This is a genomic window from Guptibacillus algicola (genome assembly GCF_020171805.1).
Lineage (GTDB): Bacteria > Bacillota > Bacilli > Bacillales > Guptibacillaceae > Guptibacillus > Guptibacillus algicola.
The window spans coordinates 892,935-918,333 of record NZ_JAIVAF010000003.1; the positions used below are offsets into that span (position 1 = coordinate 892,935).

Here is a 25,399-nt window from a genome sequence, read left to right on the forward strand (position 1 = left end):
ATTTTAAAATTACCTCAAATGGGGGGAGGAAACTTACTGTGGCAGATTATCTAGTTATTGTTGAATCTCCCGCTAAAGCAAAAACAATTGAAAAATATTTAGGGAAAAAATACAAAGTGAAAGCATCGATGGGTCATGTGATCGACTTACCCAGAAGTCAGATGGGCGTTGATGTTGAAAACAACTATGCTCCTAAATATATTACAATACGCGGGAAAGGGCCTGTGCTGAAAGAAATCAAAGATGCTGCAAAAAAGGCGAAGAAAGTTTATCTTGCGGCCGACCCCGATCGCGAAGGGGAAGCGATTGCATGGCATTTAGCACACAGCTTAAAAATTCATGAAGATAAAGAATGCAGAGTAGTATTTAATGAAATTACAAAAGATGCGGTAAAGGATGCATTTAAACGACCGCGAGCGATCAACATGGATCTTGTGGATGCACAACAGGCACGCAGAGTTCTAGATCGACTTGTAGGTTACAACATCAGTCCTTTACTTTGGAAGAAAGTAAAAAAAGGACTAAGCGCAGGAAGAGTTCAAACTGTAGCGGTTCGTTTGATTGTTGAACGAGAAAAAGAAATCCAAAACTTTCAGGCAGAAGAATATTGGAAGATCAAAGCCTCATTTGAAAAAGATGGCGAAAACTTTGAAGCAGGTTTCTATGGAATCGAAGGGAAGAAGACGGACCTTTCATCGCGTGAAGAAGTTGATAACGTGCTGAATCGAATGGAAGGGGATCAGTTCCGTATCCAATCTGTTCAAAAAAAGGAACGCAAGCGAAATCCAGCTCAACCGTTTACAACATCATCCCTTCAACAAGAAGCTGCACGAAAGCTTAACTTTAGAGCTAAGAAAACGATGATGCTCGCACAGCAGTTATATGAAGGTATCGAACTAGGGAAACAGGGAACTGTTGGTCTGATCACGTATATGAGAACAGACTCAACGAGAATCTCAGATACAGCTAAGGGCGAAGCAAGTGAATACATCGAAGGAAAATACGGTAAAGAGTTCTTGTCGGGTAAAAAACCTGCAAAGAAACAATCAGGAAAATCCCAGGATGCTCACGAAGCTGTCAGACCTACATCCGTCATGAGAAACCCAACCGAAATGAAGGCGTACTTAAAACGTGATCAGCTTCGGTTGTATCGATTGATTTGGGAGCGATTCGTTGCAAGTCAAATGGCTCCTGCTATCATGGACACGATGAGCGTCGATCTTGATAATAACGGTGCAACGTTCCGAGCAACAGGTTCAAAAGTAAAGTTCAAAGGTTTCATGAAGGTATATGTGGAAGGAAACGATGATAACAAAAAAGAAGATGATAAGATGCTTCCTGATCTAGAAGAAGGAATGGATGTATCATCGACGGACATCGATCCAACCCAACACTTTACACAACCACCACCGCGTTATTCTGAAGCACGTCTCGTTAAGACGATGGAAGAGCTTGGAATAGGAAGACCTTCTACGTATGCTCCGACACTTGATACGATTCAGCGAAGAGGGTATGTAGCGCTTGAGGATCGTAAATTCGTTCCTACAGAGCTTGGTGAAATTGTTCTTGAGCTCATCCTCGAGTTCTTTGAAGATATTATCAACATTGAATTTACTGCAGGCCTTGAAAATGACCTTGACAAAGTCGAGGATGGAGAGGCAGAATGGATTTCTGTAATAGACGAATTTTATCAGAACTTTGGTAAGCGTCTAAAGGTAGCAGAAGAAGAAATGCAGGAAGTTGAGATCAAAGACGAGCCGGCAGGCGAAGATTGTGAGAAATGTGGCTCGCCGATGGTCATCAAGATGGGACGCTACGGGAAATTCATGGCGTGCTCTAATTTCCCTGATTGTCGTAACACCAAGCCGATCTTAAAAGAAATCGGTGTGGATTGTCCGAAATGTAAAGAAGGTAACATTGTGGAACGAAAAAGTAAAAAGAATCGCTTGTTCTACGGGTGTGACCGTTTTCCAGAATGCGATTTCTTGTCATGGGATAAACCGATCAAGCGACCGTGTCCAAAATGTGGAGACATGCTTGTTGAAAAGAAAACGAAGAAAAAGAAAGAAATCAAGTGCGTAAACTGTGATTTCGTTGAAGAAGAAAACTAGTAAGGGGTTTTTGGAATGAGTAATCACGTGACGGTAATAGGTGCTGGGCTTGCGGGAAGTGAAGCAGCCTGGCAGCTAGCCAAGCGAGGTATAAATGTACATTTGTATGAAATGCGACCAAAGAAACAAACGCCGGCGCATCACACTGACAAATTTGCAGAACTTGTTTGTAGTAACTCTCTTCGAGCGAATACACTAACAAATGCTGTGGGTGTGTTAAAAGAAGAGATGCGTGAAATGGATTCTGTCATCATTAAGGCTGCTGATGAATGTGCTGTACCAGCAGGTGGTGCATTAGCGGTCGATCGACATGAATTTGCTGCTAAAGTAACGGAGTATGTTAAGGGTCACCCGAATGTAACCGTGTTTTCAGATGAATTCACAACAATTCCCGAGGGACCTGCAATTATCGCGACTGGCCCACTAACGTCAAAAGATCTATCAGATCAGCTTAAAGCATTAACAGGCGAAGAGTATCTATATTTTTACGATGCTGCAGCTCCTATTATCGAAACTGAAAGTATCGATATGGACAAAGTCTATAAAAAGTCTCGATATGACAAAGGTGAAGCTGCTTACTTGAACTGTCCGATGACAGAGGAAGAGTTCAATCGTTTCTATGAAGCTCTTATATCTGCAGAAACTGTGCCGTTGAAGGAATTTGAAAAAGAAATCTTCTTTGAAGGGTGCATGCCGATTGAAGTAATGGCGCAACGAGGACAGAAAACGATGACGTTTGGTCCACTAAAGCCAGTAGGGCTTGAGGATCCAAAGACAGGTAAGCGACCGTATGCAGTTGTCCAACTTCGTCAAGACAACTCGTCAGGTACGTTGTACAACATCGTTGGTTTCCAAACACATCTCAAATGGGGACCTCAAAAAGAAGTGATCCGTATGATTCCTGGACTTGAGAATGCTGATATTGTGCGCTATGGTGTGATGCATCGTAATACGTTTATCAACTCACCGAATCTATTAAAACCAACTTATCAGTATCGAGATCGTGACGACCTATTCTTCGCTGGTCAAATGACAGGTGTAGAAGGGTATGTTGAGTCGGCAGCAGCTGGACTCATCTCAGGCTTTAACGCTGCGAGATTGATGAGTGGCGAAGAAACGGTTGTATTCCCAGAAGAAACAGCTCTCGGAAGTTTAGCGAACTACATCACAACTGCTAACCCAGACAATTTCCAGCCGATGAACGCTAACTTCGGACTTTTTCCACCGCTTGAGAAGCGTATTAAGAACAAAAAAGAACGAAATGAAACGATTGCCAATCGTGCGTTGGAAACAATTCAGAATTTTAAAAAAACATTGTAAATTTCTATTGCTTAGGCTTCTAAATTGTGATACGATTTAGAAGCCTTTTGAGGTGATAAAGGATGGATAATAATCAAAAGAGGTATGTGCAGTCTTTCTCGGAGTATCTTCAGATTGAAAAGAATTGTTCGCCTCATACGATTTCTAGTTATTTGCAGGATATAGAACATTTTCAGAACTTCATGAAGCAGCAGACTATCGATGTCTTTGCTGCTGTTTCTTATGCAGATGTTAGGATCTATCTAACTCAGTTGCATGAACAAGGCTTTGCAAGAAAAACCGCAGCTAGGAAAATTTCAACATTACGCAGCCTTTATCGTTTTCTTTTGAGAGAGGAGATTGTAGAAGTAAATCCTTTTACGATGAGTTCACTTCCGAAGCAAGAGAAACGACTTCCGCAGTTTTTATACACACAGGAGCTTGATCAACTTTTTGATGCTCCAGATTCCACTACGGCGTTAGGTCAACGAGACAGAGCGTTACTTGAAGTCCTTTACGGATGTGGGATTCGGGTGAGTGAATGTGTAGCGCTTGATATAGAAGATATCGACTTTTCCATTGGCACCATATTTGTCATCGGAAAAGGTCGTAAAGAAAGATATGTTCCGATTGGAAGTTTTGCGATCGATGCAATTAACCATTACATGAACGATGGCCGTAATAAACTTCTATCAAAGGAGAAAGACTCTACCAGAGCTCTATTCTTGAATTTTAGAGGGGCGCGTTTAACGGCGCGCGGCGTCAGAACAATCTTGAATCGTATTGTTGAAGAAGCTTCGATGCATGTACATATTAGTCCACACGTCATGAGGCATACCTTCGCAACTCACCTGCTTAATGAGGGAGCTGATCTAAGGTCAGTTCAAGAGCTGTTAGGGCATGCGAACCTTTCGACTACGCAAATATACACCCATGTGACGGGCGATCGTTTGCGAAATATATATATGAACCATCACCCAAGAGCTTAACTGCTCGGGAGGAGGAACTTATGGGAGACTTTCACGCAACCACGATATTTGCTATTCAACATAATGGAGGATGTGCGATGGCTGGAGACGGCCAGGTAACGTTTGGAAATGCAGTTGTCATGAAGCATACTGCTAAGAAGGTAAGACGACTTTTTCATGGTAAGGTAGTTGCCGGTTTTGCTGGATCAGTAGCCGATGCGTTTACCCTTTTTGAGAAGTTTGAAGGTAAGCTCGAAGAATTCGGTGGTAATCTTCAACGTGCGGCAGTTGAACTTGCAAAAGAATGGAGAAGTGACAGGGTATTAAGAAAACTTGAAGCGATGCTCATCGTTATGAATGAAGAGCAGCTATTGCTCATTTCAGGAACTGGTGAAGTGATCGAGCCTGACGATGGTATTCTCTCCATTGGCTCTGGATCAAATTATGCACTTTCAGCAGGAAGAGCATTGAAGCGTTATAGTGAAGGCAAGAGTGCTGAAGAAATCGCGAAGGCTTCGATGCAAATCGCTGCAGAAATTTGTGTCTATACTAATGATCAGATTGTCGTTGAATCCTTGTAGTTATAAATTAGTATCATTGGAGGCGATCATATGTCTAATCCATTAACACCTCGTCAGATTGTCGAGAAGCTAGATCAATATATTGTAGGGCAGAATGATGCGAAGAAGGCAGTCGCTGTTGCATTAAGAAATCGATACCGTAGAGGTCTTTTGAGCGATAAGTTACGAGATGAAGTGAATCCAAAAAACATCTTGATGATTGGGCCGACAGGTGTTGGTAAAACCGAGATCGCTAGACGCCTCGCGAAACTTGTGAATGCTCCTTTCATTAAAGTAGAAGCGACAAAGTTCACCGAAGTAGGTTACGTTGGTCGCGACGTTGAATCGATGGTAAGAGATCTAGTCGAGACATCGATCCGAATTGTGAAGGAAGATCGGATGGAGCAAGTAAAAGATAAGGCAGAGGAAAATGCGAACAAACGCATCGTAGAATTACTCGTACCTTCTGCTAAGAAACAATCACAGTACAAAAACCCACTCGAAATGTTTTTTGGTAATCAAGGCCAAGATGATAGCAGTGAACAGCAGTCATCTGAAGACCAAAATATCGCGACAAAGAGAAGGCAAATCGCTCATCAGTTAGCTCTAGGTGAATTAGAAGATAGAATGATTACTGTTGAAGTGGAAGAGCAGAATCAATCGATGATGGATATGTTCCAAGGTTCAGGTATGGAGCAAATGGGCATGAATATGCAGGATATGCTAGGTAACATCATGCCTAAGAAGAAAAAGAAACGAAAGCTTACTGTAGCTGAAGCCAGAAAGGTTTTGACACAGGATGAAGCGGCTAAGTTGATCGATATGGATGAAGTATCACAGGATGCTGTTTCGAAGACGGAACAAACGGGTATCATTTTTATTGACGAAATTGATAAGGTTGCAGGAAAGAGTCAGCAATCTGCTGATGTTTCTCGAGAAGGAGTACAGCGCGACATCCTTCCGATCGTAGAAGGGTCAACTGTAACAACCAAATATGGACCAGTAAAAACAGACCATATTCTATTCGTCGCTGCCGGTGCGTTTCACATGACTAAGCCATCAGATCTTATACCGGAGCTACAGGGTAGATTTCCGATTCGCGTAGAGTTATCAAGCTTGAATGTTGATGACTTCAAGCGAATATTAACAGAACCTGATAATGCACTTGTGAAGCAATACACAGCATTATTAGAAACTGAAGGTATTAAAGTTGAATTTTCTGACGATGCTATTTATAAAATTGCAACAATTGCAGCCGACGTAAATCAAGACACAGATAATATTGGAGCGAGAAGACTTCATACGATTCTTGAAAAGCTTCTTGAAGATCTTTCCTTTGAAGCTCCTGATATTAATTTAGAAAGCATTACAATTACACCAGAATACGTTGAAGAAAAATTAGCGACTATAGCTAAAAACCGTGACCTAAGTCAATATATCTTATAACACACGCAGGAGGACAAAAAAGATGAACTTACTTGAGAAAACAAGAAAAATTAACGGAATGCTACAAAAATCAGAAGGACCCGTGAACTTTACAGACATGGCAGAAACGCTTCGTGACGTAATTCTTGCGAACGTTTATGTTGTTAGTCGTAGAGGGAAGCTTCTTGGTATCGCAATCAACCAAGAGATCGAAAATGAGCGTATGAAGAAAATGTTCTCAGAAAGACAGTTTCCTGAAGAATACACTCAGAATCTATTTAATATTAACGAAACGTCTTCAAACTTGGATATCACAAGTGAATATACTGCATTTCCAGTAGAAAACCGTGACCTTTTTGAAAAAGGCTTAACGACAATCGTGCCGATCGTTGGTGGAGGAGAGCGTCTTGGTACGCTGATTCTTTCTCGCCTTAGTGATTCGTTCTCGAATGACGATCTACTTCTAGCAGAATATGGAGCTACTGTAGTAGGTATGGAGATTCTTCATGAGAAAGCAGAAGAAATCGAAGAAGAAGCAAGAAACAAAGCGGTTGTTCAAATGGCGATCTCATCTCTATCTTATAGTGAACTTGAAGCGATCGAGCATATCTTTGAAGAGCTTGAGGGTAACGAAGGTTTACTAGTTGCTAGTAAAATTGCTGACAGAGTAGGTATTACTCGTTCTGTTATCGTTAACGCGCTAAGAAAGCTTGAGAGTGCGGGTGTTATCGAATCTCGTTCACTGGGTATGAAGGGTACGTACATCAAAGTTCTTAACGATAAGTTTTTGGTGGAGCTATCAAAACTTAAGACTCAATAATGATATGACTCCGGCACTGCCGGAGTTTTTTATTGGAGTAAGCTAAAATGCAAGAACAAGGCAAATGCGGAAATTTTGATTTCTCGCTTGCGGCAATGAAAACAATATGGTATATTAATCAACGGTGTTAAACACACACGCTTGTTGATTTGGGAAACGGTGCTGCATTTGCAGTTTTTCTCGAAAGCGATGCAAGCGGAGGCTAAAAAACCATTAGGAGGATTTATCATGGCAGTTATCTCTATGAAACAGCTTCTAGAAGCTGGGGTACACTTCGGACACCAAACTCGTCGTTGGAACCCAAAAATGAAACCTTATATCTTCACTGAAAGAAACGGTATCTACATTATCGACCTTCAAAAAACAGTGAAGAAAGTTGAAGAAGCATTCAACTTTGTACGCGAAATCGCTCAAGACGGCGGTAAAGTTCTATTCGTAGGAACGAAAAAGCAGGCGCAAGAATCTGTTAAAGATGAAGCGATCCGTGCTGGTCAATACTACATCAACCAACGTTGGTTGGGTGGTACGCTTACGAACTTTGAAACAATTCAAAAGCGTATCAACCGTCTGAAGAGTCTTGAAAAAATGCAAGAAGATGGCACATTCGATGTACTTCCTAAGAAAGAAGTTATTCTTCTTAAGAAGGAAATGGACCGTCTAGAAAGATTCCTTGGTGGTATCAAGGACATGAACGGTATCCCGGACGCATTGTTTGTTATCGATCCTCGTAAAGAGCGTATTGCAATTGCGGAAGCACGTAAGCTTAACATCCCAATCGTTGCAATCGTAGATACAAACTGTGATCCTGATGAAGTAGATTATGTGATCCCTGGTAACGACGACGCGATCCGCGCTGTTAAACTTCTTACTGCTAAAATGGCTGACGCTGTTATCGAAGTTAGCAAAGTAGAAGAAGAAGAGGCAGAAGCAGAAGCAGTTGAAACTGAAGAAACATCTGTATAAGAACACAAAGGGGTGATAAAGGGGAACTCTACCCCTTTATCACCTTTTTTTAACCAACAGTGTATGTTTACATATCATAAACCAAGGAGGAATTACTAATGGCAGTAACAGCAAAAATGGTAAAAGAATTGCGCGACCAAACAGGCGCAGGTATGATGGATTGCAAAAAGGCACTAACTGAAAACGACGGTGACATGGACAAGGCAATCGACTGGCTTCGTGAGAAAGGTATCTCTAAAGCAGCTAAGAAAGCTGATCGCGTAGCAGCAGAAGGTCTTGCAGCTATCGTAGTTGAAGGTAACAAAGCTGTAATCGCTGAAATCAACTCTGAAACTGACTTCGTTGCGAAAAACGATAACTTCAAAGTGCTTATCAACGACATTGCTTCTCACATCCTTAAGTCTAACCCAGAGTCTGTTGAAGCAGCTCTTGAAAGCAAAATGGAAAATGGACAAACTGTTACAGAATTCTTAAATAACGCAATCGCTAAGATTGGTGAAAAGATTTCACTTCGTCGTTTCCAAATCGTTGAGAAAACTGATGCTGATGCATTCGGTTCTTACCTTCACATGGGCGGCCGTATCGGCGTATTGACTCTTCTTGAAGGTACAACTGACGAAGAAGCAGCAAAAGACGTTGCAATGCACGCTGCAGCAGTAAACCCTCGTTTCGTTTCTCGCGATGAAATCCCTGCTGAAGAGATTGAACGTGAGCGTGAAGTACTTAAGCAACAAGCGCTTAACGAAGGAAAGCCAGAAAACATTGTTGAAAAGATGGTAGAAGGCCGTCTAAACAAATTCTTCGAAGAGATCTCTCTAGTAGATCAGGCTTTCGTTAAAGATACTGACCAAAAAGTTGGGAAGTATGTTCAATCTAAAGGTGGTTCTGTAAAAGGATTCATCCGTTACGAAGTTGGAGAAGGCATGGAAAAACGCGAAGATAACTTCGCTGAAGAAGTTATGTCTCAAGTGAAGAAGTAATACCGATAGGGAACACGATGTGTTCCCTATTTTTCAAGAGCAAGGATAGAATAAACATGCTGGAGGGTTAATATGAGCGGAGCCAAGTATGAACGCGTTGTGTTAAAATTAAGCGGTGAAGCATTATCAGGTGGAGAAGGACTTGGTATTTCACCTTCCATCGTTCAGTCGATTGCTAGCCAGATTAAAGAGATCCACGAAATGGGTGTTGAAGTTGCGGTCGTAGTTGGCGGTGGCAATATCTGGCGTGGTAAAGTAGGCAGTGAGATGGGTATGGACCGTGCTACTGCAGATTATATGGGTATGCTAGCAACAGTAATGAATTCTCTAGCGATGCAAGATAGTCTAGAAACAATTGGCGTTGAAACGAGAGTTCAAACGTCGATCGAAATGAAAGAGGTAGCAGAACCTTATATTCGAAGAAAAGCAATTCGCCATCTTGAGAAAAAACGTGTTGTTATTTTCGCAGCAGGTACAGGTAATCCTTACTTCTCTACAGATACAACTGCAGCGTTGCGTGCAGCTGAAATCGAAGCTGATGTAATCCTAATGGCGAAAAACAACGTAGATGGTGTTTACTCAGCAGACCCTACCGTTGATGCAACAGCGAAGAAATATGAAACTCTATCATATCTCGATGTACTTAAAGAAGGTCTAGCGGTAATGGATTCTACAGCTTCTTCACTATGTATGGATAATGATATTCCACTTGTGGTCTTCTCGATTATGGAAGAAGGCAACATTAAACGTGCCGTTTGTGGCGAAGAAATTGGAACAGTAGTAAAGGGGAGAAATTAAGATGCCAGAAGAAATTTTGAAAAATGCTGAAGAACGTATGAAGAACGGAATCTCTAGTTTAAGAAAAGAGCTAGCAACACTAAGAGCTGGAAGAGCCAATGCTTCTTTACTAGATAAGATTCAAGTTGACTACTATGGCGCTCCTACTCCAGTAAACCAACTTGCTGGAATTTCAATTCCTGAAGCTCGTATGCTTCTTATTCAGCCTTATGATAAGTCAGCAATCGGAGATATCGAAAAAGCTATCCTAAAATCAGATCTTGGTTTAACTCCTTCAAATGATGGTAACGTCATTCGTATTACGATTCCAGCTCTTACTGAAGAACGTCGTAAAGAGCTTGTGAAGTTAGTTAAGAAGTATGCTGAAGATGGTAAGGTTGTTATCCGCAACATCCGTCGTGATACTAACGATGAGCTGAAGAAGAAAGAAAAAGCAGGCGACATTACTGAAGATGAGCTACGTCGTAACACTGACGAAGTGCAAAAGCTTACAGATAAATATGTTGGTGAAGCTGAGAGCATTGCATCAGACAAAGAAAAAGAAATCATGGAAGTCTAATTCAATAACATGTAAAATAAGATAATAAAAGGACCCTCTTTTCCCACAGGGGGTTTTTTTGTTAAGTAAGTGACACAATGGAGGATTTGCAATGCTTGGGAAGTTCTCAAACTGGATGAGAAAGAATGAAGATGAAGAACATTTGGACATTAACACATCTGCTAATATTCCAAGGCATATTGCGATCATAATGGATGGCAATGGACGCTGGGCGAAGAAGCGCGGTTTACCACGAGTGGCTGGACACCGCGAAGGAGTTAAAGTAGTTAAGAAAATCGTCAGGAAAGCAAATGACATTGGTGTTAACTATTTAACGCTATACGCCTTCTCAACCGAGAATTGGAAGCGGCCAAAAGAAGAGGTAGACTTCTTAATGAAGCTCCCTGAACAATTCTTGCTTAGTCATCTGCCAGAACTAATCGAGCAGAACGTGCAAGTAAGAATCATGGGAGAACGAGAGCAACTGCCCTCTCATACCTTTAAAGCTATTTCAAAGGCGGTTGAAGACACGAAAGACAATACCGGACTTATTCTGAATTTCGCATTGAATTATGGTAGCCGGCATGAAATGAAGACCGCGATGCAGCGGTTATTAAGCGACGTACAAAAGGGGATACTGTCAGAAGATGAGATATCCGAGGAAAAGATTTCTTCTTATCTTCTAAGTAGCCAATACCCAGATCCTGACCTTTTGATTAGGACAAGCGGGGAAATTCGTCTGAGCAATTTTATGCTATGGCAACTCGCTTATACCGAACTTTGGTTTACAGAGGTACTATGGCCTGATTTTACAGAACATCATTTTGTTGAGGCTGTACAAGAGTATCAGCGACGTGGTCGCCGCTATGGCGGGGTTTAATTGTAGGAGGACATTAGCGTTATGAAGCAACGTATTATTACAGGTGTGATTTTCGGCGTATTATTATTAGGTATGATTATTGTAGGAGACTGGCCTTTTATTATCCTTATGACGTTAGTAGCCACAGTTGGTATGGTCGAGCTGTTGTTGATGAAAAAGATTTCGCTCGTTTCATTACCAGGATTACTGGCCCTAATAGGGACCTGGATTCTAGTCATGCCTGAAGATTGGATCGCTGCGCTCACATCCTCTGTTTTTTCCAAAATTGATTTATTATTCTTTGGATTGCTCATTCTGTTAGCAATGACTGTGCTAACAAAGAATAAATATAGTTTTGATGAGAGTTCTTTCATCCTGATGGCATCGTTGTATGTCGGATTGGGTTTTTATTATTTTACAGCAACACGTTATTTAGCAGACACAAGCTTAGAAGGCATGGTTCAGCTATTCTTTATCATCTTTTTGATATGGGCATCAGACTCTGGAGCGTACTTTGTTGGTCGAGCAATAGGAAAGAAAAAGCTTTGGCCGCATATATCTCCTAATAAAACAGTAGAAGGTGCGCTTGGTGGAGTAGGCATGGCCCTAATTGTAGGAATTGTTTTTCAACTGATCTATCCGGTCTATGAATCAATTTCTTTAGTCATTATCGTCTCAGTACTAACCTCTGTTTTTGGACAGATTGGAGATCTGGTAGAGTCAGCGTTTAAGCGTCATTATGGCGTGAAGGACTCAGGTAGTATTTTGCCAGGACATGGAGGGATACTGGACCGGTTCGATAGCCTGATCTTCGTACTCCCTATTCTACATTTGCTTCACCTGGTATAAATGCCTGCAACTGGATCTACAGAATGGATTGGAGGAACAGGTCGTTTGAAAAAAATCAGCTTACTGGGAGCTTCTGGGTCAATTGGAACCCAGACTCTTGATATAATAAGAATGCACCCTGAGTTGTTTTCCCTCGTTGCCGTTTCTGTTGGTAGAAACATTCAAAAAGCAGCGGAGATCGTTGAAGAATTCCAACCTAAATTGCTTTCGGTTCAGTTGAGGGAAGACGCAGAAAGCTTGAGAAGAAATGTTTCGAGAGGAACAAAGATTGTATATGGAGATGAAGGGTTGCTAGAAGTAGCCTGTCATCCTGAATCAACAGTCCTCGTCAACGCGATTCTTGGTAGTATCGGACTTTCTCCAACGATGTCTGCGATCGAACAAGGGAAGACGATTGCCATTGCGAACAAAGAAACCCTTGTTACGGCAGGACATCTTGTGACGGAAGCTGCCAGAAAACACGGCTCAGCTCTACTACCTGTAGACAGCGAACATTCGGCGTTATTTCAATGCTTAAACGGTGAAAAAATCGAACACATGGATCGCCTGATCTTGACTGCTTCTGGTGGGAGTTTTCGAGATAAGACGAGAGAAGAGTTACAAGGGGTAAGCGTTGCGGATGCGCTTAATCATCCAAACTGGTCGATGGGAGCAAAGATTACGATCGATTCTGCTACTATGATGAATAAAGGGTTAGAAGTAATCGAAGCACATTGGTTATTTGGTACCCCATATGATCAAATCGATGTTCTGCTACATAAAGAGAGCATCATCCACTCGATGGTCGAGTACATAGACGGTAGCGTAATGGCCCATCTAGGTACTCCGGATATGAGAATTCCGATTCAATATGCACTTAGCTATCCTGATCGGCTTGAAATTAGAAATGCAAAACGGTTAAACTTATGGGAAGTCGGTAAGCTTCACTTTGAAAAGGTGAATTTTGAACGTTTCCGTAGTTTAAAACTCGCTTACGATGCTGGTCGTACAGGCGGCTCGATGCCAGCAGTATTAAATGCTGCGAATGAAACGGCTGTTGCTGCATTTCTAGAGGGCAAAATCGATTTCTTAACGATTGAGGAGCTCGTTGAACAAGCGCTCGAACAACACGACTCTATTCAGAATGCATCATTAGATGAAATTCTACAGATCGATTCTGAAACAAGGTCGAGAGTTCAGTCATTAATTAAATAAAGGTGGTTAAGTGGATATGAATACTGTGATTTCGATCATTATCATATTCGGAGCACTAGTCTTTTTCCATGAACTGGGACATTTGCTCCTTGCAAAACGTGCAGGAATATTATGCCGTGAATTCGCGATCGGATTTGGCCCTAAGCTTTTTACGATTAAAAAAGGCGAAACGGTATATACCATAAGGCTATTGCCTCTTGGCGGGTTTGTTCGGATGGCCGGAGAAGACCCGGAAATGATCGAATTAAAACCTGGACAACGGGTTGGTCTGTTATTCAATAACAACAACAAAATAGAGAAAATCGTCATTAACCAAAAATCTGCTTACACAAATCTTAAAGAAATCACAGTTGAAGAAGCTGATTTAGAGCACAAGCTTTTCATTAAAGGTTATGAAGAGGAAGATGCACCTGCGGTTGTTTATCATTTGGATGAACAGTCACACTATGTGATGGATGGTTCTGAATTTCAGATTGCACCATACGATCGCCAATTCGGCTCAAAGTCACTCTGGGATCGCTTCCTTGCAATTTTTGCAGGACCCGTCATGAACTTCTTGCTTGCAATCGTGATCTTTTTCCTTCTTGGTTTACTACAAGGAACACCGACAAATCAAGTAAGTGAAGTAGTAGAAGGAAGTCCTGCTGAACAAGCTGGAATGATGAATGGTGATGTGATAACAGAGATCAATGGTACAGAGATTACTAGTTGGGGTAAAATGACCTCAATCATTCAGGATAATGCAGAAAACCAACTCAGCTTCAAGGTGGACCGTGAAGGAGAAGCAGTTTCACTAGCGATCACTCCTGAAAAGCAAGAATTGACTGAAAACCAGTCAGTTGGACGAATTGGAGTTGCGCCTGCCTACCAAGTGAATTTCCTAGATTCAGTTGCATTTGGATTCACATCAACGTATGAATTCTCTAAAGCAATCTTTGTTGGGCTTGGTCAACTAGTAACGGGTCAGCTTTCGATCGATGCTTTTTCAGGACCTGTAGGCATATACAGTTATACTGAAGAAGCGGCATCAAAGGGCGTTTATGTCTTGATGAGATGGGCTGCTTTTCTAAGCATTAACCTTGGAATATTCAACCTTCTTCCTTTACCTGCTCTCGATGGAGGTAGGCTATTGTTTATTGGGGTTGAAGCGTTAAGAGGGAAACCAATCGATCCACAAAAAGAAAGCCTTGTCCATTTTATTGGATTCTCCTTCCTCATGTTACTCATGCTCGTTGTAACCTGGAATGATATTCAACGTTTCTTTTTGTAAGAAAGTAAGGGCATTTGCCTTTTTGAAGAATGAAATGAGGTGCAGGTCATGAAACAATCAAACTATTTTAATCCGACCCTCAGGGACAATCCAGCTGATGCAGAAATTAAAAGTCATCAGCTGCTTGTTCGAGCGGGTTTTATAAGACAAAACGCAGCTGGTATATATTCTTACCTACCCCTAGGTAAGAAAGTGTTGATGAAAATCGAAAGTGTTGTTCGAGAAGAATTGAACGATGCTGGTGCACAAGAGCTTCTTATGCCGGCAATTCAGCCAGCTGAACTATGGCAAGAGACAGGTCGTTGGGACGTATATGGTCCTGAGCTAATGAGGCTAAAAGATCGTCATGATCGCCCGTTTGCACTTGGTGCCACACACGAAGAACTTATTACAAGTCTTGTGAGGGATGAACTAAGTTCGTACAAACAAATGCCTGTTATTCTTTATCAAGTGCAGACAAAATATCGTGATGAGCGACGTCCTCGCTTTGGCTTACTTCGAGGAAGAGAGTTCATCATGAAAGATGCTTATTCCTTCCACTCTTCAGAAGAGCAGCTTGATGATGCATATGACCTCATGCACGAAACGTACAGCAAAATTTTCACAAAGCTCGGACTGAATTTCCGACCAGTCGTTGCTGATTCTGGTGCAATGGGCGGTAAAGATACGGAAGAGTTCATGGCACTCTCAAGTGTTGGTGAAGATACGATCGCGTATAGTGATGAGTCCGATTATGCAGCGAACACCGAGATGGCTGAAGTTACAGTAGAGTACTCTAAACCTGATGAGTCAGAAGAAGCGCTAGCAAAAGGCGAGGCTGAAACATCTCCTGACCGTGAAATTCATACTTCTCTATTAAAAGTGAACGATGAGTTAGTACTTGTTCTCGTTAGAGGAGATCATGAATTAAACGAAATTAAAGTGAAGAACTTATACGGAACAGACCTTGTCGAAAACGTGAAACAAGAAATCGATGTGAAAGAATTCGACGGCACGATCATTGCAGACAATGCCATCAAGTCGATCGTGAATGGCAGTATCAAAGGTGCTACTGCATACCACAATGTGAATCCAGAGCGTGACCTTTCCATCGAACGTTTTGAAGATCTAAGGTTCATACAAGAAGGTGATCCATCACCAGACGGAAAAGGTAAGATTGTTTTCGCTGAAGGTATTGAAATTGGACAAGTATTTAAACTAGGAACGAAGTATAGTGAAGCGATGGGAGCAACCTACCTTAACGAAGGTGGTAAAGCTGAGCCGATCATTATGGGCTGTTACGGTATCGGAATCTCTAGAACATTAGCTGCAATTGCTGAGCAAAATGCAGACGAAAATGGACTGAATTGGCCAATGTCTGTCACACCGTTCCACGTTCATCTCATTGCGATTAATGTGAAGAATGAAGATCAAAAAACGCTATCAGATCGTCTTTATGACACGATTCGTAAGGAACGCTATGATGTCCTTTACGATGACCGTAAAGAACGTGCTGGGGTTAAGTTCAAAGATGCAGATTTAATCGGAGTTCCAATTCGTGTAGTTGTCGGTAAAAAGGCAGCAGAAGGCATCGTTGAAGTGAAACGTAGAGATACAGGTGAATCTTTCGAAGTGTCTGTGGATGAATTAAATTCCAAATTACAGAAGCTCTTTGAACAATTGGGTTAAATTGTGGATAGGTACCCTTGAGGGGGTCCTTCCACCTTTTTTTCGTTTTACCCAACGAATGTCAAAAAAGGGGGTCATGACATGGATCAGGAGTTAACGCTCAGAAAAGAAAGACTTCAGCTGCTCCTTCAACAAATATCGTTTCCAGATAAGTTTGATGAATACTTTAAAGAAGGCTATATATCCAAACTTACTGTATACAAGGAAACGCGAAAATGGCATTTCCATTTTCATCTACCTGCAATCTTACCATTTCATATTTATGAATTATTCAGAAGTAGATTGATTGAAGGACTTAAACATATTGCTGAAGTAAACTTTTCGATTACAACTGATGGTGAAGCAACAGAAGAGCTTGCAGCTAGTTACTGGGAGAGTGTAGTGGAACTGATGCAAGATCACTCTGCTTCATTAACAGCACTGCTGAAAAATCAAACACCAAAAATCAATGGAAATAAGCTAATCGTTCATGTTCGTAATGAAACGGAAGCAACCATTGCAAGGAAAAAGCTAACGGGTCCGTTAGCTGAATGTTATGAGAACGCTGGATTTCCTAAATACATGCTTGAGATCGAAGTGAAGGAATCAAAGCAAGATTATCAGAAGTTCGTAGAGCAAAAACAACAGGAAGACCAATCCAAGATGATGGAAGCGTTGATTGAAAAGCAAAAAGCGGATACAGCTCAAAGCAAAGGTCAAACACCAGATACACTTGTGATCGGTTATAAGATCAAGGAAGACCCAGTTCCGATCGAAACAATTCAGGACGAAGAAAGACGTATCGCTGTTCAAGGGTATGTTTTCCACGCTGAGACGAAGGAACTACGAAGCGGTCGAACCTTATTAACTTTTAAAATAACGGATTACACCGATTCGATCTTAGTGAAGATGTTTTCACGTGATAAAGAAGATGTGCCGATTCTTGAGGCAGTTAGAAAAGGAATTTGGGTGAAAGTAAGAGGCGGTATTCAGAACGATACTTTCGTTCGTGATCTTGTGATGATTGGTAACGACCTTACTCAAATTACGCCAGAGCTACGTAAAGATGAAGCGCCTGAAGATGAAAAACGTGTAGAATTGCATGCTCATACACAAATGAGCCAGATGGACGCAGTTAGTTCCGTAAACGGTTTGATTAGTCAAGCTGCTGACTGGGGACACCCTGCCATCGCAATCACAGATCACAATGTCGTCCAATCCTTCCCTGACGCTTATGCTGCGGGTCAAAAAAATAATATCAAGGTTATTTATGGGCTTGAGGCTGATCTTGTTGATGATGGCGTACCAATTGCTTATAACGAAGCTAATCGTGATCTTGAAACAAGTACGTACATCGTATTTGACGTTGAGACGACAGGTCTATCAGCTGTTTATAATAAAATTATTGAGCTTGCTGCTGTAAAAGTGAAAGATGGAGAAATCGTTGATAAATTTGAGCGGTTCGCCAATCCTCATCATCCACTATCTTCAACGACGATTGAATTAACAGGCATTACAGATGATATGGTCGAAAATGCCCCAGAAATAGAAGACGTTCTGAAGGATTTTTATGAGTTTATAGGTGACGATATTTTAGTCGCTCACAACGCAAGCTTCGATATGGGCTTTTTGAACGTTGGCTTTCGAAACATCGACTTAGGAGAAGCGAAAAACCCAGTGATTGATACACTAGAGCTAGCGCGTTTCCTATTTCCTGAAATGAGAAACCATCGTCTTAATACGCTTTGTAAGAAGTTCGATATTAACCTGACACAGCACCATAGAGCCATTTATGATGCAGAAGCGACAGGTTATCTCATGTGGAAGCTCGTTAAAGATGCGCTCGAAAGAGAAATTACAAATCATAACCAGCTCAATGAAAACATGGGACAAACAGGGTTTCAAAGGACGAGACCATCCCATACGATTATTCTTGCTAAAAACGATGTAGGACTGAAAAATCTCTTCAAACTCGTTTCTCTTTCTCACCTTGATTACTTCTATCGTACTGCAAGAATACCTCGATCAAAGCTTGAAAAATATAGAGAAGGCTTGTTGATCGGTTCAGGCTGCGACAAGGGTGAAGTATTCGAAGGCATGATGCAGAAATCTCCAGAAGAAGTTGAGGAGATCGCGAAGTTTTATGATTACCTTGAAGTGCAACCACCTCAGAATTACATGCATCTGATAGAGAAAGAGCTAGTTCAAGATGAGATGGCCCTTAGAGATATTATCGGAAACATTGTAAAGCTCGGCGAGAAACTAGATAAACCCGTCGTTGCGACAGGAAACGTTCATTATCTAGATCCTCAAGATCACATTTATCGTAAAGTGTTGATCAAAGCTCAGGCGGGTAATCCATTGAATCGACAAACGCTTCCTCAGGTGCACTTTCGAACGACGAACGAAATGCTCGATTGCTTCCATTTCCTTGGATCAGAGAAAGCGAAAGAAATAGTAGTTCAAAAACCTCAGCATGTAGCAGATCTTATCGATGATATTAAACCGATCAAAGATGATCTCTTCACACCAAAAATCGAAGGTGCAGATGAAGAGATGAGGCAAATGAGCTATGACCGTGCCAGGAGCATTTATGGAGATGAACTACCAACGATTGTTGAGGAAAGGCTAGAGAAAGAGCTAAAGAGTATTATCGGGCATGGGTTTGCCGTTATCTACCTCATCTCTCAAAAGCTTGTTAAGAAATCCCTCAACGATGGCTACCTAGTAGGTTCCAGAGGGTCAGTAGGGTCATCATTCGTAGCTACGATGACGGAAATCACGGAAGTAAACCCATTGCCGCCTCATTACGTTTGTCCATCTTGTAAAGAATCCAAATTCTTTGATGATGGTTCTGTAGGATCAGGCTTTGACCTTCCGGATAAAGAGTGTGAAACATGCCATGTTCCACTTATTAAAGACGGACATGATATACCGTTTGAAACGTTCCTCGGTTTTAAGGGTGATAAAGTACCCGATATCGATTTGAACTTCTCGGGCGAATATCAGCCTAGAGCGCATAACTATACGAAAGAACTTTTCGGTGAAGATAACGTATTCCGAGCAGGAACGATCGGTACCGTTGCAGAAAAGACAGCCTACGGTTATGTAAAAGGCTATATGGGTGATAACGACCTTCATTTCAGAGGCGCTGAAATCGATCGACTCGTATCTGGTTGTACGGGTGTGAAACGTACTTCCGGTCAGCACCCAGGTGGTATTATCGTAGTTCCTGATTACATGGATATCTATGATTTTTCACCAATTCAGTTTCCAGCTGATGATAAAACATCAGCATGGAAAACAACACACTTTGATTTCCATTCCATACACGATAATCTTTTGAAGCTTGATATACTAGGACACGATGATCCAACAGTAATCAGAATGCTTCAAGATTTAAGTGGAATCGATCCGAAAACGATCCCGACTGATGATGCTGAGGTAATGAAGCTTTTCAGTGGAACAGAGTCACTTGGTGTGACGCAAGATCAGATCATGTGTAAAACAGGAACATATGGAATCCCTGAGTTCGGTACGCGTTTTGTTCGTCAGATGCTTGAAGATACAAAACCTAGTACGTTTTCGGAGTTAGTTCAGATTTCTGGATTGTCCCATGGTACTGACGTTTGGCTTGGAAATGCACAGGAGCTTATTCAGGCTGGGACATGTTCACTTAGTGAAGTGATCGGGTGTCGTGATGATATTATGGTGTACTTGATCTATAAAGGACTAGAACCTTCTCTTGCCTTTAAAATCATGGAGTTCGTTCGTAAGGGGAGAGGACTTCAAGAAGAGTGGGTCGATGCGATGAAGAAGAATGATGTACCAGATTGGTATATCGATTCTTGCTTGAAAATCAAGTATATGTTCCCGAAGGCCCATGCCGCAGCTTACGTGCTGATGGCTGTGAGAATTGCGTATTTCAAAGTTCATCATCCGATCTTGTTCTACGCAGCTTACTTTACTGTAAGAGCAGACGACTTTGATATCGATACGATGGTAAAAGGTTCAAACGCGATTCGATCAAGGATTGAAGAAATCAATGAAAAGGGTCTGGATGCATCACCGAAAGAAAAGAACTTACTTACAGTTCTTGAGATTTCGCTTGAAATGTCAGAAAGAGGTCTTCGTATGCAAAAAGTCGATCTCTATCGATCAAAAGCAACAGAGTTCATCGTCGATGGAGATTCACTCATCCCTCCATTCAACTCTCTACCGGGAGTTGGAACGAACGCTGCTATCAATATAGAAGCCGCTAAAGATGGAGGAGAGTTCCTTTCTAAGGAAGATCTTCAGCAGCGAAGCAAAATTTCGAAGACTGTCCTAGAATATCTAGATGAGCATGGATGTCTAGAGGGTCTACCGGATGCTAATCAACTCAGCCTTTTCTAAAGGGAGGCTCGTTCTCTTCTTTGTTGAATTGGATAAATGAGTATGGTATAGTAATTGTGGAAATACTAGTGAATACACACGCAGCGAAAGAGTGGGGCTAACCCACTCTTTCGTTTTCGATTGGGACCCTGCTTGACAGGATCAGAAAGGAGGACAACCAATGACTGAACATGTGATCACGGTTACAGAAGAACTAGTAAAACCAATAGCAGATGAAATGAACCTGGAACTTGTAGATGTAGAATTCACACAGGAGGGCAACAACTTTTTCCTGCGTGTCTATATCGATTCACCGCGGGGAGTTGATATCGAGGAATGCGGTGTTGTGAGCGAGAAATTAAGCGAGCAACTGGACAAGCAAGATCCGATCGAACAACCTTACTTTCTGGAAGTATCCTCGCCAGGTGCTGAGCGTCCACTAAAGAAACCGTCTGATTTCGAGAAAGTGGTAGGTAAGCAAATTTACATGACAACCTATGAAAAGATCGACGGTGAGAAGAGCTTTGAAGGAAAGCTTGTAAACTTCGATGGTGAGACGGTTGTCGTCGAGCAGAAGGTTAAAACGAGAACAATAACGGTAGAAGTACCTTATGACAAAGTGGCAAGCGCAAGGCTTGCAGTTGTTTTTTAGTTAAAGGGGAGAATGAAGATGAAAAGTAGTGATCTATTGGATGCACTGACCGTTCTCGAGAAGGAGAAGGGCATCAGCAAGGATATTATCGTGGAGGCAATCGAAGCAGCTTTGATCTCCGCTTATAAGCGTAATTTCCACCAGGCGCAAAACGTAAGAGTAGATTTCAACCAGGATACAGGGTCTATTCGTGTGTTTGCACGTAAAGATGTTGTTGAAGAAGTAGAAGATTCTCGCCTAGAAATCTCTCTTGCAGATGCGAAGGATATGGATCCACAATATGAAGTAGAGGACGTTGTGGAAATTGAAGTAACTCCTCGTAACTTCGGTAGAATTGCCGCACAGACAGCGAAACAGGTTGTCACTCAGCGTGTACGTGAAGCTGAACGCGGCATTATTTTTAGTGAGTTTATTGAACGTGAAGACGATATTATGACTGGTATCGTACAGCGTCAAGATCACCGCTTTATTTACGTTGACCTTGGCAGGATCGAAGCACTACTTCCTACAGGTGAGCAAATGCCAAACGAAACATATAAGTCGCATGATAGAATTAAAGTGTACGTTACAAAAGTTGAAAAGACGACAAAAGGACCTCAAGTAATGGTATCGCGTACACATCCAGGGCTTTTGAAGCGTCTCTTTGAACTCGAAGTTCCAGAAATCTATGATGGAACGGTAGAAGTGAAGTCGATTTCCCGCGAAGCAGGCGATCGTTCAAAGATCTCTGTTCATGCTGAAGACCCTGAAATCGATCCTGTTGGTTCTTGTGTCGGTCAACGTGGACAACGTGTACAGGCAATTGTTAATGAACTAAAAGGCGAGAAGATCGATATCGTTCGCTGGTCAGAAGATATCGTTGAATATGTAGCGAACGCTCTAAGTCCTTCAAAAGTACTTAAAGTAAACGTTGACGAAGAGAATAAGATGACTCAGGTTATCGTGCCTGATTATCAACTTTCTCTAGCAATTGGTAAACGCGGTCAGAACGCACGTCTTGCTGCGAAACTAACAGGCTGGAAAATCGACATTAAGAGTCAGTCAGATGCGGAAGAAGAAGGTCTTTATACTGAAGATGACACTCCGCTCTTCGAACAAGAAGATACTGACTACGACAACGAATAGTTTTAAGGATCAGGAGAGGTGTCCATCGTGAGAAACCGTAAGATTCCGATGCGAAAATGTGTAGCCTGTCAAGAAATGAAGCCAAAGAAAGAATTAGTACGTGTTGTCAGGTCTAAAGAAGGGGAAATAGCTATTGATCCAACCGGAAAAATGAACGGTCGTGGGGCATACCTCTGCAATAGTGAAGCGTGTTTTAAACTCGCTAGAAAGAGAAACTCTCTTTCTACTCATCTTAAAGCAGAAGTAACAGATGACGTTTATCTCCATCTTGAAGAGTTACGTTCATAATGAGAAGGAACTTCGAATCACTTCTGGGACTTGCTCAACGTGCAGGCAAACTCGTATCGGGGGAAGAATTAGTAGTTAAGGAAATCCGACGAAAACATGCGAGGCTCGTACTGTTAGCGGATGACGCATCCGACAATACAAAGAAAAAAATCACAGATAAAGCAACTACTTATGGAATCCCAGTATGTATTGTAGCAGGACGCTATGAACTCGGGCATGCGATCGGTAAAGCACAGCGAGTGACGATAGCCGTCACTGATGAAGGATTTGCAAAGAAACTTTTTGCTATTCTTGATCAATAACTCGGGGGTGAACGTATGAGTAAGATGCGAATTTATGAATATGCAAAAGAACACAATACAACTAGTAAGGATGTTATCGAAAAGTTAAAAAGCATGGATATAAAAGTCTCTAATCACATGTCTGTGATTGATGACTCAACAGTGGAAAAGCTTAAAAGCAATTCGAAACAATCCAAAAAGGGAAGCGACAAAAACAGTATGGAAAATAAAAACAACAGAACTAACCCAAAAGCAAACTCAAACCAAAAGAGCAACACAAATAAACCAAACAATGCACGTCGTGGTGGCAGACGCCCAAATCGTCGTGGCAAAGGACAACCACCTAAGAACACTGCAGCTCCAAGAAGATTGCCTGAGAAGGTAACATTCATTGGATCATTGACAGTTGGACAGCTTGCAGAGAAGCTTGGTAAAGATGCATCGGAGCTTATCAAGAAGCTAATGGGTCTTGGTGTAATGGCAACGATCAACCAAGAGCTCGATAAAGATACAATGGAACTTATTTGTGACGATTACGGCGTAAAAGTAGAAGAAGAAGAAATCTTTGAAATTACAGACCTTGATAACTATACAAAAGAAGATGATAGCGAGAAGCTTGTAGAGCGTCCTGCTGTTGTAACAATCATGGGTCACGTTGACCATGGTAAAACAACTCTTCTTGATAGCATCCGTAATACGAAGGTAACGCAAGGTGAAGCTGGTGGAATCACGCAGCACATCGGAGCATACCAAATCGAAAACAAAAACAAGAAAATCACGTTCCTTGATACACCAGGGCACGCAGCATTTACAACGATGCGAGCACGTGGTGCGAAGGTAACAGATATCGCGATTATCGTAGTGGCAGCTGACGACGGTATTATGCCACAAACTGTAGAAGCGATTAACCATGCGAAAGCTGCAGAAGTGCCAATTATCGTTGCCGTTAATAAGATGGATAAAGAGGGTGCAAACCCTGACCGTGTCCTTCAAGAGCTTACTGAGTATGAACTAGTACCAGAAGCATGGGGTGGAGACACGATCACGGTTAACCTTTCTGCAATTAAAGGTGAAGGAATCGAGGACCTTCTTGAGATGATCGTTCTTGTTTCTGAAGTAGAAGAATTCAAAGCGAACCCTGATAAGCTTGCTTCAGGTTCTGTTATCGAAGCTGAGCTAGACAAAGGTCGCGGTGCAGTTGCAACACTACTCGTCCAAGAAGGAACATTAAAAGTCGGAGACCCTGTCGTAGTAGGTAATACGTTCGGACGTGTTCGTGCGATGGTCAACGACCTAGGTAAACGTGTGAAGACAGCTGAACCATCTACTCCTGTAGAAGTAACAGGATTAAGTGATGTCCCTCATGCAGGCGACCGTTTCGTTGCATTTGAAGATGAGAAACAAGCTCGTCAAGTCGGCGAAGCAAGAGCTCAGCAACATATCGAAGCGCAGCGTAAAGAATCTTCTAAGATGAATCTCGATGATCTATTTGAGAAAATTCAGCAAGGTGATGTGAAAGACATCAACATCATTATCAAAGCTGATGTTCAAGGTTCTGTAGAGGCACTTGCAGGCTCCCTTAAGAAGATCGAAGTTGAAGGCGTGAAGATCAACATTATTCATACTGGTGTAGGTGCGATCACAGAATCAGATATCATCCTTGCATCCGCTTCTAACGCAATCATCATCGGATTTAGCGTTCGTCCTGATAACAATGCGAAGAAAGTCGCAGATGCTGAACAAGTTGATATTCGTCTTCACCGCGTTATTTATACAGCGATTGAAGAAATCGAATCAGCTATGAAGGGTATGCTTGATCCTGTATACGAAGAAAAAGTAATCGGTCAAGCTGAAGTACGTGAAACCTTCAAAGTTTCTAAAGTCGGTACGATTGCTGGTTCTTACGTAATCGAAGGTAAAATCACTAGAAACTCTGGCGTACGAGTAATCCGTGACGGCATCGTCGTTTTCGAAGGTGAAGTTGATACGTTAAAACGTTTCAAAGACGATGCAAAAGAAGTTGCGAAAGGTTATGAGTGTGGTATTACGCTTGCGAAGTTCAACGATGTTAAAGAAGGCGACATCATTGAAGCATACGTAATGGAGGAAGTAAAACCTAAGTGATCGGCTACATTGAGTGCGAATGCATAATATATGATGCGCAGTCACTTAAAGAAAAAAGATCAGTGCTCCAGTCGGTGATAAGCCGGCTGAAGCACTATAATTTAGCAGTTTCTGAGCTTGATAATCAGGATTTGTGGCAACGGACTGTAATAGGGATTGTAACGACAGCTTCTAGCAAAACAGCTTGTGAGCGCGAGTTACAACGAGCTATTGCATTAATCGATTCAAATCCTGACATTGAGCTTACCCGGACAACTTACGAATGGCTTTAGGA

22 protein-coding genes are annotated in these 25,399 nt (G+C 41.9%); all 22 read left to right on the forward strand.

The window, feature by feature from the left end:
* Nucleotides 1-38: 38 nt before the first annotated feature.
* The 22 genes from topA to LCM09_RS12315 all read left to right on the forward strand — a co-directional run bounded on the left by topA (nt 39) and on the right by LCM09_RS12315 (nt 25,397).
* Complete coding sequence (topA, locus tag LCM09_RS12210) at nt 39-2,111, forward strand: type I DNA topoisomerase (RefSeq protein WP_224882112.1); 2,073 nt, start codon at nt 39-41, stop codon at nt 2,109-2,111.
* 15 nt (nt 2,112-2,126) lie between these two features.
* Nucleotides 2,127-3,431: an FADH(2)-oxidizing methylenetetrahydrofolate--tRNA-(uracil(54)-C(5))-methyltransferase TrmFO gene (trmFO, locus tag LCM09_RS12215; protein WP_224882114.1), complete on the forward strand. Its 1,305-nt coding sequence runs from the start codon at nt 2,127-2,129 to the stop codon at nt 3,429-3,431.
* Nucleotides 3,432-3,493: 62 nt separating this feature from the next.
* Nucleotides 3,494-4,399: a tyrosine recombinase XerC gene (gene xerC / locus LCM09_RS12220; RefSeq protein ID WP_224882116.1), complete on the forward strand. Its 906-nt coding sequence runs from the start codon at nt 3,494-3,496 to the stop codon at nt 4,397-4,399.
* Between the two features lie 20 nt (nt 4,400-4,419).
* Entirely contained in the window at nt 4,420-4,959 is a 540-nt protein-coding gene (gene hslV, locus LCM09_RS12225) for an ATP-dependent protease subunit HslV (RefSeq protein WP_224882118.1), read from the forward strand.
* 30 nt (nt 4,960-4,989) lie between these two features.
* A complete protein-coding gene (gene hslU / locus LCM09_RS12230; protein WP_224882120.1) occupies nt 4,990-6,384 on the forward strand; it encodes an ATP-dependent protease ATPase subunit HslU in 1,395 nt (464 codons plus the stop codon).
* Between the two features lie 22 nt (nt 6,385-6,406).
* Nucleotides 6,407-7,183 carry a GTP-sensing pleiotropic transcriptional regulator CodY gene (gene codY / locus LCM09_RS12235; protein ID WP_224882127.1) on the forward strand — a complete coding sequence of 259 codons (777 nt, stop codon included), beginning with the start codon at nt 6,407-6,409 and terminating at the stop codon, nt 7,181-7,183.
* Between the two features lie 228 nt (nt 7,184-7,411).
* Nucleotides 7,412-8,146, forward strand: coding sequence for a 30S ribosomal protein S2 (gene rpsB / locus LCM09_RS12240; RefSeq protein ID WP_224882129.1), 735 nt, complete (start codon nt 7,412-7,414; stop codon nt 8,144-8,146).
* A gap of 98 nt (nt 8,147-8,244) precedes the next feature.
* Entirely contained in the window at nt 8,245-9,126 is an 882-nt protein-coding gene (gene tsf / locus LCM09_RS12245; RefSeq protein ID WP_224882130.1) for a translation elongation factor Ts, read from the forward strand.
* Nucleotides 9,127-9,198: 72 nt separating this feature from the next.
* A complete protein-coding gene (gene pyrH, locus LCM09_RS12250) occupies nt 9,199-9,924 on the forward strand; it encodes a UMP kinase (RefSeq protein ID WP_224882135.1) in 726 nt (241 codons plus the stop codon).
* 37 nt (nt 9,925-9,961) lie between these two features.
* Nucleotides 9,962-10,483 carry a ribosome recycling factor gene (gene frr / locus LCM09_RS12255; RefSeq protein WP_404800833.1) on the forward strand — a complete coding sequence of 174 codons (522 nt, stop codon included), beginning with the start codon at nt 9,962-9,964 and terminating at the stop codon, nt 10,481-10,483.
* Nucleotides 10,484-10,574: 91 nt separating this feature from the next.
* Nucleotides 10,575-11,342, forward strand: a complete 768-nt coding sequence (gene uppS / locus LCM09_RS12260) for an undecaprenyl pyrophosphate synthase (protein WP_404800816.1) — start codon at nt 10,575-10,577, stop codon at nt 11,340-11,342.
* 21 nt (nt 11,343-11,363) lie between these two features.
* Nucleotides 11,364-12,170 (forward strand): phosphatidate cytidylyltransferase, encoded by an 807-nt coding sequence (locus tag LCM09_RS12265; RefSeq protein WP_224882139.1) that lies wholly within the window; start codon nt 11,364-11,366, stop codon nt 12,168-12,170.
* 45 nt (nt 12,171-12,215) lie between these two features.
* Nucleotides 12,216-13,364 carry a 1-deoxy-D-xylulose-5-phosphate reductoisomerase gene (locus tag LCM09_RS12270; protein WP_224883008.1) on the forward strand — a complete coding sequence of 383 codons (1,149 nt, stop codon included), beginning with the start codon at nt 12,216-12,218 and terminating at the stop codon, nt 13,362-13,364.
* Between the two features lie 16 nt (nt 13,365-13,380).
* The gene (gene rseP / locus LCM09_RS12275; protein WP_224882145.1) at nt 13,381-14,634 is read left to right on the forward strand and encodes an RIP metalloprotease RseP; all 1,254 of its coding nucleotides are present in this window, start codon (nt 13,381-13,383) and stop codon (nt 14,632-14,634) included.
* Nucleotides 14,635-14,682: 48 nt separating this feature from the next.
* Entirely contained in the window at nt 14,683-16,302 is a 1,620-nt protein-coding gene (locus LCM09_RS12280) for a proline--tRNA ligase (RefSeq protein WP_224882147.1), read from the forward strand.
* Between the two features lie 81 nt (nt 16,303-16,383).
* Nucleotides 16,384-20,676 carry a PolC-type DNA polymerase III gene (locus LCM09_RS12285; protein WP_224882148.1) on the forward strand — a complete coding sequence of 1,431 codons (4,293 nt, stop codon included), beginning with the start codon at nt 16,384-16,386 and terminating at the stop codon, nt 20,674-20,676.
* 160 nt (nt 20,677-20,836) lie between these two features.
* Nucleotides 20,837-21,307, forward strand: coding sequence for a ribosome maturation factor RimP (rimP, locus tag LCM09_RS12290; RefSeq protein ID WP_224882149.1), 471 nt, complete (start codon nt 20,837-20,839; stop codon nt 21,305-21,307).
* 18 nt (nt 21,308-21,325) lie between these two features.
* Entirely contained in the window at nt 21,326-22,432 is a 1,107-nt protein-coding gene (gene nusA, locus LCM09_RS12295; RefSeq protein ID WP_224882151.1) for a transcription termination factor NusA, read from the forward strand.
* Between the two features lie 27 nt (nt 22,433-22,459).
* Nucleotides 22,460-22,720 carry an RNase P modulator RnpM gene (gene rnpM, locus LCM09_RS12300; RefSeq protein ID WP_318246512.1) on the forward strand — a complete coding sequence of 87 codons (261 nt, stop codon included), beginning with the start codon at nt 22,460-22,462 and terminating at the stop codon, nt 22,718-22,720.
* The gene (locus LCM09_RS12305) at nt 22,720-23,022 is read left to right on the forward strand and encodes a YlxQ family RNA-binding protein (protein WP_224882153.1); all 303 of its coding nucleotides are present in this window, start codon (nt 22,720-22,722) and stop codon (nt 23,020-23,022) included. The genes rnpM and LCM09_RS12305 overlap by 1 nt, the downstream gene beginning before the upstream one ends.
* A gap of 15 nt (nt 23,023-23,037) precedes the next feature.
* Nucleotides 23,038-25,125, forward strand: coding sequence for a translation initiation factor IF-2 (gene infB, locus LCM09_RS12310; RefSeq protein WP_224882154.1), 2,088 nt, complete (start codon nt 23,038-23,040; stop codon nt 25,123-25,125).
* Nucleotides 25,122-25,397, forward strand: a complete 276-nt coding sequence (locus tag LCM09_RS12315) for a DUF503 domain-containing protein (protein ID WP_224882155.1) — start codon at nt 25,122-25,124, stop codon at nt 25,395-25,397. Before infB ends, LCM09_RS12315 begins: the two co-directional genes overlap by 4 nt.
* Nucleotides 25,398-25,399 lie beyond the last annotated feature (2 nt).